This is a genomic window from Rhodococcus sp. NBC_00297, assembly GCF_036173065.1.
Lineage (GTDB): Bacteria > Actinomycetota > Actinomycetes > Mycobacteriales > Mycobacteriaceae > Rhodococcoides.
In genome coordinates, this window is sequence record NZ_CP108041.1 from 1,244,970 (window position 1) to 1,258,392 (window position 13,423).

The 13,423-nt window shown below is 68.6% G+C and carries 13 protein-coding genes; 7 read left to right on the forward strand and 6 right to left on the reverse strand.

The genetic code is table 11. The annotated features are described in order from the left end of the window. The first annotated feature begins 78 nt into the window (after positions 1–78). Together OG947_RS05930 and OG947_RS05935 are read left to right on the forward strand one after the other, a co-directional pair. Positions 79–723, forward strand: a complete 645-nt coding sequence (locus OG947_RS05930; protein ID WP_328813329.1) for an MBL fold metallo-hydrolase — start codon at positions 79–81, stop codon at positions 721–723. Between the two features lie 31 nt (positions 724–754). After that, positions 755–1,489 (forward strand): SIMPL domain-containing protein, encoded by a 735-nt coding sequence (locus OG947_RS05935; RefSeq protein ID WP_222627889.1) that lies wholly within the window; start codon positions 755–757, stop codon positions 1,487–1,489. Positions 1,490–1,508: 19 nt separating this feature from the next. On the opposite strand, the gene OG947_RS05940 is transcribed toward OG947_RS05935, so the two are convergent. Then, a complete protein-coding gene (locus OG947_RS05940) occupies positions 1,509–3,167 on the reverse strand; it encodes an FAD-binding dehydrogenase (protein WP_328813330.1) in 1,659 nt (552 codons plus the stop codon). Between the two features lie 64 nt (positions 3,168–3,231). Here OG947_RS05940 and OG947_RS05945 point away from each other — a divergent pair, with 64 nt between their 5' ends. Then, positions 3,232–3,837, forward strand: coding sequence for a TetR/AcrR family transcriptional regulator (locus OG947_RS05945; protein WP_328813331.1), 606 nt, complete (start codon positions 3,232–3,234; stop codon positions 3,835–3,837). 12 nt (positions 3,838–3,849) lie between these two features. Here the strand turns inward: OG947_RS05945 and OG947_RS05950 are convergent, their stop codons facing one another. Then, positions 3,850–4,431, reverse strand: a complete 582-nt coding sequence (locus tag OG947_RS05950; RefSeq protein WP_222627893.1) for a helix-turn-helix domain-containing protein — start codon at positions 4,429–4,431, stop codon at positions 3,850–3,852. Positions 4,432–4,496: 65 nt separating this feature from the next. Between OG947_RS05950 and OG947_RS05955 the strand changes: the two genes are divergently transcribed. Continuing rightward, a complete protein-coding gene (locus tag OG947_RS05955; protein ID WP_328813332.1) occupies positions 4,497–6,059 on the forward strand; it encodes an FAD-dependent oxidoreductase in 1,563 nt (520 codons plus the stop codon). 9 nt (positions 6,060–6,068) lie between these two features. Further along, the gene (gene hglS, locus OG947_RS05960; protein WP_328813333.1) at positions 6,069–7,337 is read left to right on the forward strand and encodes a 2-oxoadipate dioxygenase/decarboxylase; all 1,269 of its coding nucleotides are present in this window, start codon (positions 6,069–6,071) and stop codon (positions 7,335–7,337) included. Here the strand turns inward: hglS and OG947_RS05965 are convergent. The 3 genes from OG947_RS05965 to OG947_RS05975 all read right to left on the reverse strand — a co-directional run bounded on the left by OG947_RS05965 (position 7,317) and on the right by OG947_RS05975 (position 10,097). Continuing rightward, positions 7,317–8,054 (reverse strand): DUF2334 domain-containing protein, encoded by a 738-nt coding sequence (locus OG947_RS05965; RefSeq protein WP_027504308.1) that lies wholly within the window; start codon positions 8,052–8,054, stop codon positions 7,317–7,319. The two genes, hglS and OG947_RS05965, sit on opposite strands and share 21 nt — an antisense overlap. Before the next feature lie 61 nt (positions 8,055–8,115). Continuing rightward, positions 8,116–8,616, reverse strand: coding sequence for a glutathione peroxidase (locus OG947_RS05970; RefSeq protein ID WP_027504309.1), 501 nt, complete (start codon positions 8,614–8,616; stop codon positions 8,116–8,118). 95 nt (positions 8,617–8,711) lie between these two features. Continuing rightward, complete coding sequence (locus OG947_RS05975) at positions 8,712–10,097, reverse strand: cation:dicarboxylate symporter family transporter (RefSeq protein WP_222627095.1); 1,386 nt, start codon at positions 10,095–10,097, stop codon at positions 8,712–8,714. A 157-nt stretch (positions 10,098–10,254) separates the two neighbouring features. On the opposite strand from OG947_RS05975, the gene OG947_RS05980 reads away from it, so the two are divergent. Continuing rightward, positions 10,255–11,808, forward strand: coding sequence for a sensor histidine kinase (locus OG947_RS05980; RefSeq protein WP_027504311.1), 1,554 nt, complete (start codon positions 10,255–10,257; stop codon positions 11,806–11,808). Beyond that, positions 11,801–12,520 (forward strand): response regulator, encoded by a 720-nt coding sequence (locus tag OG947_RS05985; RefSeq protein ID WP_328813334.1) that lies wholly within the window; start codon positions 11,801–11,803, stop codon positions 12,518–12,520. The genes OG947_RS05980 and OG947_RS05985 overlap by 8 nt, the downstream gene beginning before the upstream one ends. A 1-nt stretch (position 12,521) precedes the next feature. Here the strand turns inward: OG947_RS05985 and OG947_RS05990 are convergent, their stop codons facing one another. Further along, positions 12,522–13,415 carry an alpha/beta hydrolase gene (locus tag OG947_RS05990; RefSeq protein ID WP_222641088.1) on the reverse strand — a complete coding sequence of 298 codons (894 nt, stop codon included), beginning with the start codon at positions 13,413–13,415 and terminating at the stop codon, positions 12,522–12,524. Positions 13,416–13,423: the final 8 nt, after the last annotated feature.

Below are 13,423 nucleotides of genomic sequence, written 5' to 3' on the forward strand. Positions count from 1 at the left end.
TGAGCTAAGAGGGCAGATCCAGCAGGCACTTTACCCAGTCCCGAACCACTCCACGAATCCGGCGCATACTGGGGAACCATGGAGCTGACTCACTTCGGACATTCGTGCATTCAGGTGTCGATGGCGGGATCGACGGTGCTGTTCGACCCCGGCGCCTTCTCTCACGGGTTCGAGGGCATCACCGGCCTCGACGCCATCCTGATCACGCACCAGCATGCGGACCACGTCGACACCGATCGGTTGCCGGCGCTCCTCGAAGCCAACCCCGACGCGGCGCTGTACGCGGACCCGCAGACGGCCGACCAGCTCGGGGATCAGTGGACCGCCGTGAACGCGGGAGACGTCTTCTCCATCGGGGGCGTGCAGGTGACGGGTGCGGGCGGCACGCACGCGACGATCCACCCGGACATCCCGCTGATCGACAACATCGCGTATCTCCTCGGCACGCCGGAACAGCCCGGGCAGCTGATGCATCCCGGCGACTCGCTGTTCGTTCCCGACGTGGAGATCGGCGTGCTGGCACTTCCCGCAGCGGCCCCGTGGATGAAGATCGGCGAGGGCATCGACTTCCTCCGCGCCGTCTCTCCGCGACTGGCCGTTCCCATCCACCAGGCCATCGTCGCGCCGGACGCGCGCGGCATCTACTACGGCATGCTGTCGGGCCTCGCGGGCGAAGGGACGGAGTTCCGTGCCCTGGAGGAGGAGACGGGCACGTCGCTCTAGACATTCCCGGACCGTCGTGGACACTGACCCGATGACGTGGACCAGGAGTACCTCGAAGGTCATCGGATCTGCCGCCCTGCTGGCCGTCGTGGCGGCGACCGCGGCATGCGGGACCGGGGAGTCCGGTGCGTCGGCCACCGACACACCGCCGGGGATCTCCGTGTCCGGGGTCGGCGAGATCCAGGGCACCCCGGACACTCTCACCGCTCAGATCGGTGTCGAGACGACGGCGGACGACGTGACGACGGCGATCGACGAGGCGAACACCGCGGTGACTGCGGTGACCGAGGCGATCGCCGCTGCCGGAGTGGACCGCGCGGACATCCAGACCCGCCAGGTGTCCATCGACCCGCAGTATGCCGACGGGTTCGGGGGCGGAACCTCCACGATCTCCGGCTACCGGGCGTCGAACATCCTCGGTGTGACCGTGCGCGACCTGTCGCGAGCGTCGGCGGTGCTGGGCGACGCCACCCGCGCAGGTGGGAACGCGACCCGAGTGTCCGGCGTGTCCTTCCGCATCGACGACGATTCCGACCTCATCGCCGACGCTCGGTCACGGGCATTCGCGGACGCTCGCGACCGAGCCGAGCAGTACGCGTCCCTGGCGGGAAGCGATCTAGGTAAAGTCCTGTCGATCACCGAGAACATCACCGGCCAGGAGTCGGCGCCCAGCTTCGACAGAAGCTCCGCCTCGTCCGCGGTGCCGATCGAGCCGGGGCAGCAGACCGTCAGCGTCTCGGTGAACGTGCAGTGGGCGCTGGGATGACTCCCCGGCTGCAGTACAACTAGCGCCGCAGGGCGCGTCCCGCGGCACGTCCGGAGAAGATGCACCCCCCGAGGAATGTGCCTTCGAGCGAGCGGTACCCGTGCACACCGCCGCCACCGAAGCCGGCGACCTCGCCGGCCGCGTAGAGCCCCGGGAACGGCGTGCCGTCGACTCGAAGCACCCGGGAGTTCAGGTCGGTCTGCAACCCGCCCAGCGACTTTCGCGTCAGAAGGTGCAACTTGACGGCGATCAGCGGACCCGCTGCGGCACGCCCGGTCTCGTCGAGCAGCTTGTGCGGTGTGGCGATGCGCGCCAGGCGATCGCCTCGATAGTTGCGCGCCGCGTGGATCGCCGAGACCGAGAGGTCCTTGCTGAAGTCGTTGACCATCTCGCGGTCTCGCGCGACGACCAATTTCTCGACCTCGGCGGCGTCGAGCGTGACGTCACCGATCTTGTTCATGCCGGCGACCAGTTCGGCCACCGTGTCGGCGACGACGAAGTCGACGCCCTTCTGCTTGAAGGCCTCGACGGGGCCGGGTGCGCCGGGACGGACTCGCTCGAGAAGCTTGCGCAGATCGCGGCCGGTGAGATCCGGATTCTGCTCCTGACCGGAGAGTCCGAACTCCTTCTCGATGATCTTCTGGTCGAGGAGGAACCACGTGTAGTCGTGTCCCGTCGACACGATGTGTTCGAGAGTGCCGAGCGTGTCGAAGCCGGGGAACAGCGGCGCCGGTAGCTGCTGACCCGACGCGTCGAGCCACAGCGACGACGGACCCGGCAGGATGCGGATGCCGTGGTTCGGCCACACGGAGTCCCAGTTGGTGATGCCCTCCGTGTAGTGCCACATGCGGTCCTCGTTGATGATGTTCCCGCCCGCGGCACGCGAGATCTCCAGCATCCGACCGTCGACGTGCGCCGGTACGCCCGAGAGCATGTGAGAGGGGGTGCGGCCCATGCGCTTCGGCCAGTTCTTTTGCACCAGGTCCCAGTTGCCGCCGATGCCGCCGGAGGTCACCAGCACCGCGCCGGCCCGGATCTCGAAGTCCCCCACCACGGTGCGGGAGGACGTCACGCCGCGGGCGACGTCGGTCGGCTCCAGGACGGCGCCGCGTACACCGGTCGCGACACCGTCGGTGACCACCACCTCGTCGACCCGGTGCCGGAAGGCAGGGATCACGCTGCCGCGGTCGATACCGTCCCGCACGATGCGTTCGAAGATCTCCACCAGTCCCGGCCCGGTACCCCAGGTGAGATGGAATCGCGGCACGGAGTTGCCGTGGCCGGTGGGGCCGTAGCCGCCGCGTTCGGCCCACCCGACGACCGGGAAGATCTTCCAGCCGCGCTCGCGCAACCAGGAGCGCTTCTCCCCCGCCGCGAAGGCGACGTAGGCCTCGGCCCACTGGCGAGGCCACTCGTCCTCGGGACGGTCGAAGCCGGCTGATCCCATCCAGTCCTGCAGGGCGAGTTCGTAGGAGTCCTTGACGCCGAGACGACGCTGCTCCGGGCTGTCCACGAGAAACAGCCCGCCGAACGACCAGAACGCCTGGCCGCCGAGGTTCGCCTCGTTCTCCTGATCGAGCAGGATCACGCGCTTGCCCGCCTCGACCAGTTCCGCTGTCGCGACCAGTCCTGCGAGACCCGCACCGACCACGACGACATCGCACTCTCGTATCCCCATGACCTCACCGTATACGGCGAACCATGTTTTCGATACCGTCGGTATCGAGCGGTACTCTTCCCGAGTGAACATCACCGAGCCGACCACGCGCCCCCCTCGCAGCGAGGTTCGCGAGCGAATCATCGCGTCCGCGATGACGGAGTTCGGTCGACGCGGGTACGCCGACGCCACCCTCGATGCCATCGCCGAGCAGGCCGGGTTCACCAAGGGCGCGGTCTACTCGAACTTCGGTTCCAAGGAGGGGCTGTTCTACGAGCTGATGGACCGGCAGGTGCTCGGTCGGGCGCGGATGTCGGTCGACCTGCTCGCCGAGCTCCCCTCCGACCTGCGGGACGCCCAGCGGGTGCTGAGTACCCGTCTCACGGAGGCGATCTCGAACAATCGCGACTGGCATCTGCTGTTCATGGACTACTGGTCGAGGGCCCTTCGCGATCCCGAGGTGGGTGCCCGCTTCGCCCAGCACCGGGCGCAGCTCCGGGCGGCGGTCACCGACGCCGTCGTCAGTGTCACCGAGAGCTCCGGAGCGACGTTGCACGTTCCCGCGGAGTGGGTCACGTTCGTCATCCTGGCGCTCAGCAACGGTCTGGCCGTCGAGGAACTCGCCCAGCCGGGCATCGTGCCCCCGCAACTGATGGGCGAGGTCGTCGGGCGCCTCCTGCACATCCCCTGACCACGAAGGTCCTCAGCGCCCCGAATACGTCGCCTTCACGTGCATCCGTTCGCCCTGCGGTCCGAAGATTCCCAGGTACTCGACGGGCCGGCGGTCGGCGCTGCCGAACCAGTGCGGAAGGTGAGTGTCGAATTCGGCCACCTCACCCGGACCCAGCACCAGGTCCTTGTCGCCCAGGATGAGTCGTAGCTTCCCGTTCAGCACGTAGATCCAGTGATAACCCTCGTGAGACCCCAACCGCGGGTTCTCCTCGTAGCGATCTCCGGGGACGATCTGCTTGAACGCCTGCAACCCGCCCGCCCGGCGCGTCAGCGGGACGACGGTGACGCCGTTCGTCGTGACCGGCGTGAACTGCACCCGCGGATCTCCGGTCTCGGGGGCGTCGACGATGTCGTCCAAGGGAACGTCGTACACCTTGGCCAACGGCAGCAACAGCTCGAGGCTGGGCTTGCGTTGCCCCGATTCGAGCCGGGAGAGCGTGCTCACCGGGATGCCCGTGCGTTCGGACACCGCGGCCAGGGTCACGTCCGCCGCGACGCGGAGAGCGCGCAAGCGCGGACCGATCGCACTGATCACACCGTCGAAGTCGTCCATACCTCATATTGCAGTTTCGGCAAATATGTTTGTCAAATCCGCAGACTCGGGCGCACAGTGTCCGCATGACCTCACACCACCACGTCGACGCCGACGTCATCGTCCTCGGCGGCGGGTCCGCCGGACTGTCCGCCGCACTCATGCTCGGCCGCGCCCGCCGGCGAGTCCTGGTTCTGGACAACGGAACTCCTCGCAACGCGCCCGCGTCACACATGCACGGCGTGCTGGGTAGGGACCACACCTCGCCGCTCGACTACCTGAAGAACGGCCGAGCCGACCTCGAGCGGTACGACGTCACGATCGTCGACGCCACGGTCACCGCACTCGGCGGTCACGTCGGGCACTTCTCCGCGACCACGGACGACGGACGCGCCTTCTCGGCGCGGCGCATCGTGGTGACGACCGGACTCACCGATCTGCTCCCGCCCGTCGACGGTCTGGCGGAACGCTGGGGTCGGGACGTCGTGCAGTGCCCCTACTGCGACGGGTGGGAGATCCAAGATCGCCGCATCGGCGTCCTGAGCACCGGGCCGTTCAGCATCCATCACGCCTCGATGTGGCGGCAGTGGACAGAGAACCTGACCTTCTTCACCGACGGCGGACCTCTGGCGGACGAGGATCGCGAGAAGTTCACCGCGCGCGGCATCGAGATCGTCGAGCACAAGGTCACCGCGGTGCTCGCCGGCGAGGATCGTCTTCGTGCGGTCGGGCTGGCCGACGGGACCGAGGTCGCGGTCGACGCTCTCGCCGTGGGACTGCGCTTCACCGCTCGCAGTGAACTTCTCGGATCGCTCGGCCTCACCACAGTGCCGCACGCGACCGGACTCGGCGACGTCGTCGAGGTCGATTCCTTCGGTGCCACCACCGTGGCGGGAGTGTGGGCGGCGGGCAACGTCACCGACCCGTCGGCCACGGTCATCGCCTCCACCGCGCAGGGAGCCCTTGCCGGCGCTCATGTGAACGCGAACCTCATCGCCGAGGAGTTCGACCAGGCGGTCCAGGCAGGGCGACCACGTCCGGCGTTGGACGGGCACTTCTGGGACGAGTTGTACCGGGAGTCGGACAAGCGGTGGAGCGGCAATCCCAACCCGACGCTGGTCCAGTATGCGGAGCACCTCTCCCCCGGACGTGCCGTCGACGTCGGATCGGGTGAGGGCGCCGACGCGGTGTGGCTGGCCGAGCGCGGCTGGACCGTCACGGGAGTCGACATCTCCGAGGTCGCCGTCGAGCGAGCGCGCGGACTCCACGACGGTGTGATCTGGCTGGCACAGGACCTGCTGACCGATCCGCTGCCGCCGCACTCCACGGATCTGCTGACGCTGCACTACTTCGGCATCCTGCGGTCCGGGCCGGCGGACGGGCTCGCGCGCCTCGTCGACACCGTCGCTCCCGGCGGGACGCTGCTCATGGTCGGCCACACCCCGTCGCCCGGACACCGCTGGGCAGGGTTCGATCCGTCGGACTTCCACAGCCCCCACTCCGTCGCCGAGTCCCTCGACCCCGCCGAGTGGACCGTCACGGTCGACGAGACGCGTCCACGACTGGTGGAGGCAGCACCCGGAACCCCCCACGTCTCCGACGACATCCTGGTGGCCGTCCGGGTGCCGGAACGGGTCGGACAGCGATAGCGTCGTCGCATGATCCCGGCGTCCGATCTCCGCGCTCGTTTCGCAGTCGCCCTCTCGGCGATGTACGGCCGTGAGGTCCCGGCGTACACGACGCTGGTGGAGGTGGCGACCGCGGTGAACGCAGATGTGGTGGCTCGCGAGGGTGCCGAGGCCGAGCGCCTCGGCACCCTCCACCGCGTCACGGCGGAACGGCACGGAGCCGTCCGGGTGGGGACCGTCGCCGAGTTGCGCGACGTGGCACGACTGTTCGGGGGATTCGGCATGCACCCCGTCGGCTTCTACGATCTGCGTGACGCCGCCACCCCGATACCGGTGGTGTCCACGGCGTTCCGGCCCGTGGACTCGATCGAGCTGGCCCGCAACCCGTTCCGGGTGTTCTGCTCCATGCTCGTCGTCGACGACCGCAGATTCTTCACCGCCGATCTGGAGCAGCGACTCTCGACCGCACTCGAGGCGCGCACGCTCGTCCCGCCCGACCTGGTGCGCCTCGCGGTCCGTGCCGCCGAGGACGGCGGGTTACCGGAACCGGAGGCCACCACGCTCGTCGACGGCGCCGTCGCCGTTTTCGAACTCGGCACGGAGCCCGTCGATCGCGCCTGGTACGACGAGCTCGAAGCCGTGTCGTCGGTGGCCGCGGACATCGGCGGGGTGTCGTCGACGCACATCAACCACCTGACGCCGCGGGTGCTCGACATCGACGACCTGTACCGCCGCATGGCCGAGCGCGGTATCGAGATGATCGACAGGATCCAGGGACCCCCTCGGTGGGCCGGACCGCCGGTGCTGTTGCGCCAGACGTCGTTCCGAGCTCTCGCCGAACCTCGACTCTTTCGCGACGCGTCCGGTGCCACGTTCTCCGATCGGCTCCGCGTGCGCTTCGGAGAGGTGGAGGCACGGGGCGTCGCCCTCACCCGCCGCGGCCGGGAGGTGTACGACACCGCTATGGCGCGGGTGGACGGCCTCTCCGACGAGGTTGCTGCCCGGGAGTGGGCGCAGCACTTCCCCGGCACCGATCAGGAGATGGCGGAGCGCGGACTGGCCTACTACCTTCGCACGCCGGACGGGCTCGAACCCGTTGTCTACGAGGACTTCCTACCCGCGTCCGCCGCGGGGATCTTCCGGTCGAACCTCACCTCGGACGGCGCCGTGGACACCGATGCCGAGGGAACGAGCTGGTCGGCGGAGTCCCTGTCCGAGGCCCTCGGGATGCCGATCGCGGATCCCTACGACCTGTACGACGCGCAGGTCGCGGCCGGGTCAGGCGACAGCGGTGCGTGAGCGCGGAACCCACTCGTAGCGGGCCGACGTCGCACCGTGGAAGCGCGCCAGGTCCACCGCGTCGAGCATGGCGGCACGGGGGCCCGGACGGCCGAGCTGCTTGGCGCTCACCGACAGTCGCACCACGCCGCCGCGGCGAGCCGTACGGCCGGCACCCATGACGAGCGCGCGGCACCACCACGGTTCCGTGGACCCGGGCTCCCAGACGTAGCCACCGGATCCGGTGCCGAAGCCCTCACCGATACCGTGGACCCGACCGCGCACCGTGGTGCCCCGCTCGAGGTCCTGGATGCCGGCGAGCCCGGCGAAGACACGGAACCCGACCGTGGGAAGGGCGGACACCGCACCCGGTGAGGCTACCCAGCGGGGCGGTGCGAACACGCGGGTGCGCATGCCGATCTCCTCCATGACCCGGTCCGCGGCGCGCAACCGCAGCTGCGCCTCGTGAGCCGGGAGGGTCGCGAACTCGGCACGACGCCGCTTGGTGGCCGCCTGGTCGTATCCGTGCAGGACCAGTGCGTCTCCGTGATCGCGGCGCATGCGCAGCCAGTCCTGCGTCTCGGTGTCGCGCGTGAGGCGGTACTTGTCCTTCAACCGCGGGGCCACGAGAAGCGACAACTCGATGTCGCGGCGATCCATCTCCGCGGCGAACTCGGCGGCGGCGTCGCGGGTCTCGTCGCGGATACCGGACACGGACACGATCAGACGTGCACTCATGAAGAAACCGTCGCACACCGAGGTGTACGACGGTCTCGTCCCGCGTGAACGCAGGGCGACGTCAGAGAGTCGGAACGGGCAGCACCTTGTCGATCGCCGCGAGAACCTCGGGGGCGTCCGGTTCGGTGCGGGGGCGGAATCGGCCCACGACCTCGCCGTCCGGCGAGACGAGGAACTTCTCGAAGTTCCACTGCACGTCTCCCGCGTTCCCCTCGGAGTCCGCGGTCTGCGTCAGGATCTCGTAGAGCGGGTGCCTGTTCTCGCCGTTGACGTCGACCTTCTCCATCAGCGGGAAGGTGACGTCGTACGTCGTGGAGCAGAACGTCTCGATCTCCTCGGCCGAGCCGGGCTCCTGGCCACCGAACTGGTTGCAGGGAACGCCCACGACCGAGAGTCCGCGGTCCGCGTACTCGCGGGCCAGCTTCTCGAGCGTCGTGTACTGCGGGGTCAGGCCACACTTCGAGGCGACGTTGACCACGAGCACCGCGCGGCCGCTGTACTCCTCGAGCGAGGTGGGAGCGCCGCCGAGAGTGCTGATGCCGACGTTCTGCAGTTCTGTCATGGGCTCACAGTACCGGCCGGTAACCCGTGAGCACGAGAGCGGGCGCACCCTCCCTGTGTGGAGGATGCGCCCGCTCTCGGTCGGTGCGTGCGGTACTAGTTCTTCACGAGGTCGGGCTTGGCTTCCGGATCGCGGGCCTCTCCGTGTCCGTCGTCCACCATCGTGGTCTCGTCGAACGGGAGCTTGCCACCGAGGACGTCCTTGACGCGCTCGTTGTCGATGGTCTTCGTCCAGGTGCCGACCAGCATCGTGGCGACGGCGTTGCCCGAGAAGTTGGTGACGGCGCGAGCCTCGGACATGAACCGGTCGATGCCGACGATGAGGCCGATGCCGTCGAGCAGCTCGGGGCGGTGGCTCTGCAGACCACCGGCGAGCGTGGCGAGTCCGGCGCCGGAGACGCCGGCCGCACCCTTGCTGGCGATGATCATGAAGACGAGCAGCGAGATCTGCTCGCCGAGTCCGAGCGGGTTGCCCATGGCGTCGGCGATGAAGATCGAGGCCATCGTCAGGTAGATCGCGGTGCCGTCGAGGTTGAAGGAGTAGCCGGTGGGGACGACGACGCCGACCGTGGTGCGCTGCACTCCGACGTGCTCCATCTTGGCGATGAGGCGCGGCAGGGCCGACTCGGAGGACGAGGTGGCGACGATGAGCAGGTACTCACGGGCCAGGTACTTGACCAGCTTGAAGATCGAGACGCCGGAGACGAAGCGCAGGATCGTGCCGAGGATGCCGAAGACGAAGATGGTGCAGGTCAGGTAGAAGGCCAGCATGAGGGTGGCCAGCTGGACCACGGCCTCGAAGCCGGTGTCACCGACGACCTTGGCGATGGCGCCGAAGGCACCGATCGGGGCGAGCCACAGGATGCCGGCCAGGATGCGGAAGACGAGCTTCTGGATCGAGCCGATGCCGCGGAGGATGCCCTCACCCTGCTTGCCCATGGCCTGCAGGCCGAAGCCGACGAGCAGCGCGACGAAGAGGGTCTGCAGCACGCTGCCCTCGGTGAGCGACGACAGCAGCGACGTCGGGATGATGCCCTGGATGAAGTCGAGCGTGCCGCCGGCACCTTCCGCGGTCTCGACGAGCTTGCCGACAGCGCCGGAGTTCGGCTCGATGTTCAGGCCGGTTCCCGGCTGGATCAGGTTGCCGACCACCATGCCGATGGCGAGGGCGAAGGTGGACATCGTGATGAAGTAACCGAGGGCGAGGCCGCCGACCTTGCCGACGCTGGCCGCGGCCTTGACCGACCCGATGCCGAGCACGATGGTGCAGAAGATGACCGGGCTGATCATCATCTTGATCAGATCGACGAACATGGTGCCCAGCACGCCGAGGCTCGACCCGACCTCGGGTGCGACGAGACCGACGATGACACCGCCGATCACGGCGATGATCACGGCGATGTAGAGCCAGTGGGTCTTGTCCCGCTTCTTCTTGGGCGGCGGGGTCGCGTCGTACGGTTCGGCGTCGATGCTGGCGGTCATGGTTGTCCTTACGATCGTGGCGTGAGGTGGATCACGCTTGTCTGAATGGAATGGTGGTCCATGAGCGTGACCCGAGTCACCAATGAGTTCATTTCGTTCATGTGTACAGCGGTCACGCGCACGTCGTGAGCAGAACAGTCGAACCCGGAGGAACCCCGTGAGCAGCACGAACACCCGGCGTCGCCGCAGTGTGGCGCGGCAGCTCCTCGTCGGCCAGCTCGCGGTCGTGGTGCTCCTCGTGACGCTCGGCGGCGCTCTCGCCCTCGTCGACGCCCGCCGGGACAGCGACGAGAGCATCCGCCGGGAGGTCGTCGACATCGCCGTCTCGATCGCGACTGCCCCGTCCACGGTGACCGCACTCGCGAGTGCGGATCCCACAGCCGCGCTGCAACCGGTGACCGAGCGCGTGCGCATCGCGACGGGGATGGACTTCATCGTCGTCATGTCGCCCGACCGCACGCGTTTCACCCACACCACCACCGAGCTGATCGGCGGGCAGTTCACGGGCACGATCGACCGGGCGCTCGCCGGCGAGACGTTCACCGAGACGTACCGCGGATCTCTGGGACCGTCGATCCGCGCCGTCACGCCCGTGCTCGACGACGGCCGCGTCGTGGGGCTCGTCTCCGCCGGGGTCACCCGCCAGAAGATCTCCAGTCAGTTCGTCGCCGGGCTCCCGGCAGTCCTCGGCATCATCGCGGCGGCACTCGGCGTGGCCCTCGCGGCGTCGTATCTACTCAATCGGCGGCTCAGTCGTCAGACCCTCGGGCTCGCGCCCGACGAGCTGCGCAGCATGTACGAGCACCACGACGCCGTCCTGCACTCCATCGGCGAGGGGCTGGTGGTGTGGGGCGACGACTCGGAGGCGGAGCTGGTCAACGACGAGGCGCGGCGGCTGCTGGACCTGCCCGAGGGTCCCGTGACGCGCGAGCGCCTTCCGGAATCGCTGCGCGGACTGGGCGACACCGCCGTTCGCGACGAGATGCACCTGACGACGACGCGTGTCCTCGTGGTGACCCAGGACCCCGTCCTGCACGGGTCCCGCCGGCTCGGCACGGTGACCGTGCTGCGCGATCACACCGAATTGCAGCGTGTCATGGGCGAACTCGACTCGATGACGTCCTTCGCCGAGTCGCTGCGCTCGCAAGCGCACGAGTCGGCGAACCGTCTCCACACCGTCATCACGATGGTCGAACTCGGCCGCACCGAGCAGGCGGTCGAGTTCGCCACCCAGGAACTCGAGCTGTCGCAGAACCTCATCGACCGGCTCATGAGCACGGTGCAGGAACCCGCGGTCGCAGCACTGTTGCTGGGCAAGGTGAGCCAGGCCGCCGAGCAGGGCGTCGAGCTCACGGTCACCGAGGACACCGCCCTCACCGACACCGAGTCCTTCGACCGACGCGAATTGGTCACTCTCGCCGGAAATTTGATAGACAATGCGATCGATGCAGCGAAGCAGTCGGACGAGCCGTGGGTGGAGGTGACCGTGCGCGAGAGCGAGACGGACCTCGTGATCCAGGTGGCGGACAGTGGACCGGGAATGGACGCGGACGCCCTGGCGAGAGCACGGACCCGCGGTTACTCCACCAAGTCCGGCTCGCGGGGCCTCGGTCTCGCGCTGGTCACCCAGGTGGTCGAACGCCATCACGGGACCCTGACGTCGGAGACGACCTACGGATCGGTCGTCACCGCGAGCATCCCGCATGAGTGAGGCACCCGGTCCCGACGACACCACCATCCGCGTGCTGATCGTCGAGGACGAACCCCTGATCGCGGAAGCCCATTCGAGCTACGTCGGTCGTGTCCCCGGCTTCACCGTGGGTGCGATGGTGCACACCGCGTCGGGCGCCATGCGCGCGGCGTCCAAGGCCATCGCCGACGGGTCGCCGTTCGATCTGGTCCTGCTCGACATCGGGCTGCCGGACGCCAACGGCATCGACGTCGCCGCCGCACTCGGTGGACTGCGCCCCGGACCCGACGTCATCGCCATCACCTCCGAGCGCGACCTCGCCGTCGTGCGCAACGCCGTCGCGCACGGGGTGGTGCTGTACCTGCTCAAGCCCTTCACCTTCGCGGCGTTCCGGGACAAGCTGGAACGGTACGGCGAGTTTCGCAGCGCCCTGCGCGACGGCGAGTCGGCGGTGAGTCAACGCGACATCGACCGCGCCATGGCCTCTCTGCGCACCGCGGACGAGCGCGCAGCCTCCCCCAAGGGCATCGCTCCGGCGACACTCACCGAGATCTCGAACAGCGTGCGGGCACAGCCCGCGGGACTCGGGGCCTCCGAGGCAGCCAAGGCCGTCGGCGTCTCCCGGGTGACGGCGTGGCGCTATCTCGAACGGCTCGCCGACGACGGGCTCGTCGAGCGGCACACCGAGTACGGCAGGGCCGGACGGCCCCAGGTGCGGTACCGCTGGCGGTGAGTCAGCCCAGCGGGACCGTGCGCTCCAGGAACGCGATCTGATCGGCCACCACGTGCTCGAACGGGTCGCCGACATAGATCTCGAAGTGGCCGTACGGGTACACCTCGATCTGTCCGCGAGGCGCCTTCGCCGCATGGCGCAGGGTCGCCTTCGTCGGTGCGACGGTGTCCGGATCGCACACGCAGAACAGCACCGGCGCGGTGATCTTCTTCGCCGCCCGGCCGGGGAAGTACCGGGTGATGGCGAGTGCGAACCGAGCCGCCACCTCGTTGGAGAAGGCGGAACCGGGGGGCTGCAGACCGAGGTACCCGTCGAGTGCATCGGTGCTGGCCATCAGTGCGACACCACGGTGTTCCGCGGCGAGCGGCACCATCACGGGAGGCTTGCCCCGGAGCGATCCGACGATGTCCCGGACGGCGAGCGGGGTGATCCTGAGCGTCGTGCTCAGCGGCGTGGCCAGGGCCGACGCGAGCCCGTCGGTGAACGGGCACTGGGAGATCACCGCGGCGACCCGGCCGTCCCGAGCGGCGGCCTCGAGGACGTGGCCACCGCCGAACGAGGACCCCCACAGCACCACTCGGGTCGGATCGATCCCGTCGATCGTGCGGGCGTACGCGATGGCCGACGCCCAGTCCTCGAGTTGGAGCCCGATGTCGAGGAGCTGCCGTGGCTCGCCGCCACTGGCGCCGAAGTGGCGGTAGTCGAACACCAGGCACGCGTAGCCGGCAGCGGTGAACCGTTCGGCGTACGCGTCGAGCCGCATCTCGCGGACACCGCCCAGACCGTGGGCCAGGACGACGATCGGCTGCCGCTCGCTCGGTGTGTCCGGACGGTACAGCCACGCCGCACAGGTGGCGTCCCCGGACACGAACTCGACATCACGACGTTCACTCACTGCGGCCC

Bases quoted from the DNA above. Each gene is read 5' to 3' on its own strand.
- OG947_RS05930 (WP_328813329.1), top strand. From the start codon at position 79: ATGGAGCTGACTCACTTCGGACATTCGTGCATTCAGGTGTCGATGGCG.
- OG947_RS05935 (WP_222627889.1), top strand. From the start codon at position 755: ATGACGTGGACCAGGAGTACCTCGAAGGTCATCGGATCTGCCGCCCTG.
- OG947_RS05940 (WP_328813330.1), bottom strand. From the start codon at position 3,167: ATGGGGATACGAGAGTGCGATGTCGTCGTGGTCGGTGCGGGTCTCGCA.
- OG947_RS05950 (WP_222627893.1), bottom strand. From the start codon at position 4,431: ATGGACGACTTCGACGGTGTGATCAGTGCGATCGGTCCGCGCTTGCGC.
- OG947_RS05955 (WP_328813332.1), top strand. From the start codon at position 4,497: ATGACCTCACACCACCACGTCGACGCCGACGTCATCGTCCTCGGCGGC.
- hglS (WP_328813333.1), top strand. From the start codon at position 6,069: ATGATCCCGGCGTCCGATCTCCGCGCTCGTTTCGCAGTCGCCCTCTCG.
- OG947_RS05965 (WP_027504308.1), bottom strand. From the start codon at position 8,054: ATGAGTGCACGTCTGATCGTGTCCGTGTCCGGTATCCGCGACGAGACC.
- OG947_RS05970 (WP_027504309.1), bottom strand. From the start codon at position 8,616: ATGACAGAACTGCAGAACGTCGGCATCAGCACTCTCGGCGGCGCTCCC.
- OG947_RS05975 (WP_222627095.1), bottom strand. From the start codon at position 10,097: ATGACCGCCAGCATCGACGCCGAACCGTACGACGCGACCCCGCCGCCC.
- OG947_RS05985 (WP_328813334.1), top strand. From the start codon at position 11,801: ATGAGTGAGGCACCCGGTCCCGACGACACCACCATCCGCGTGCTGATC.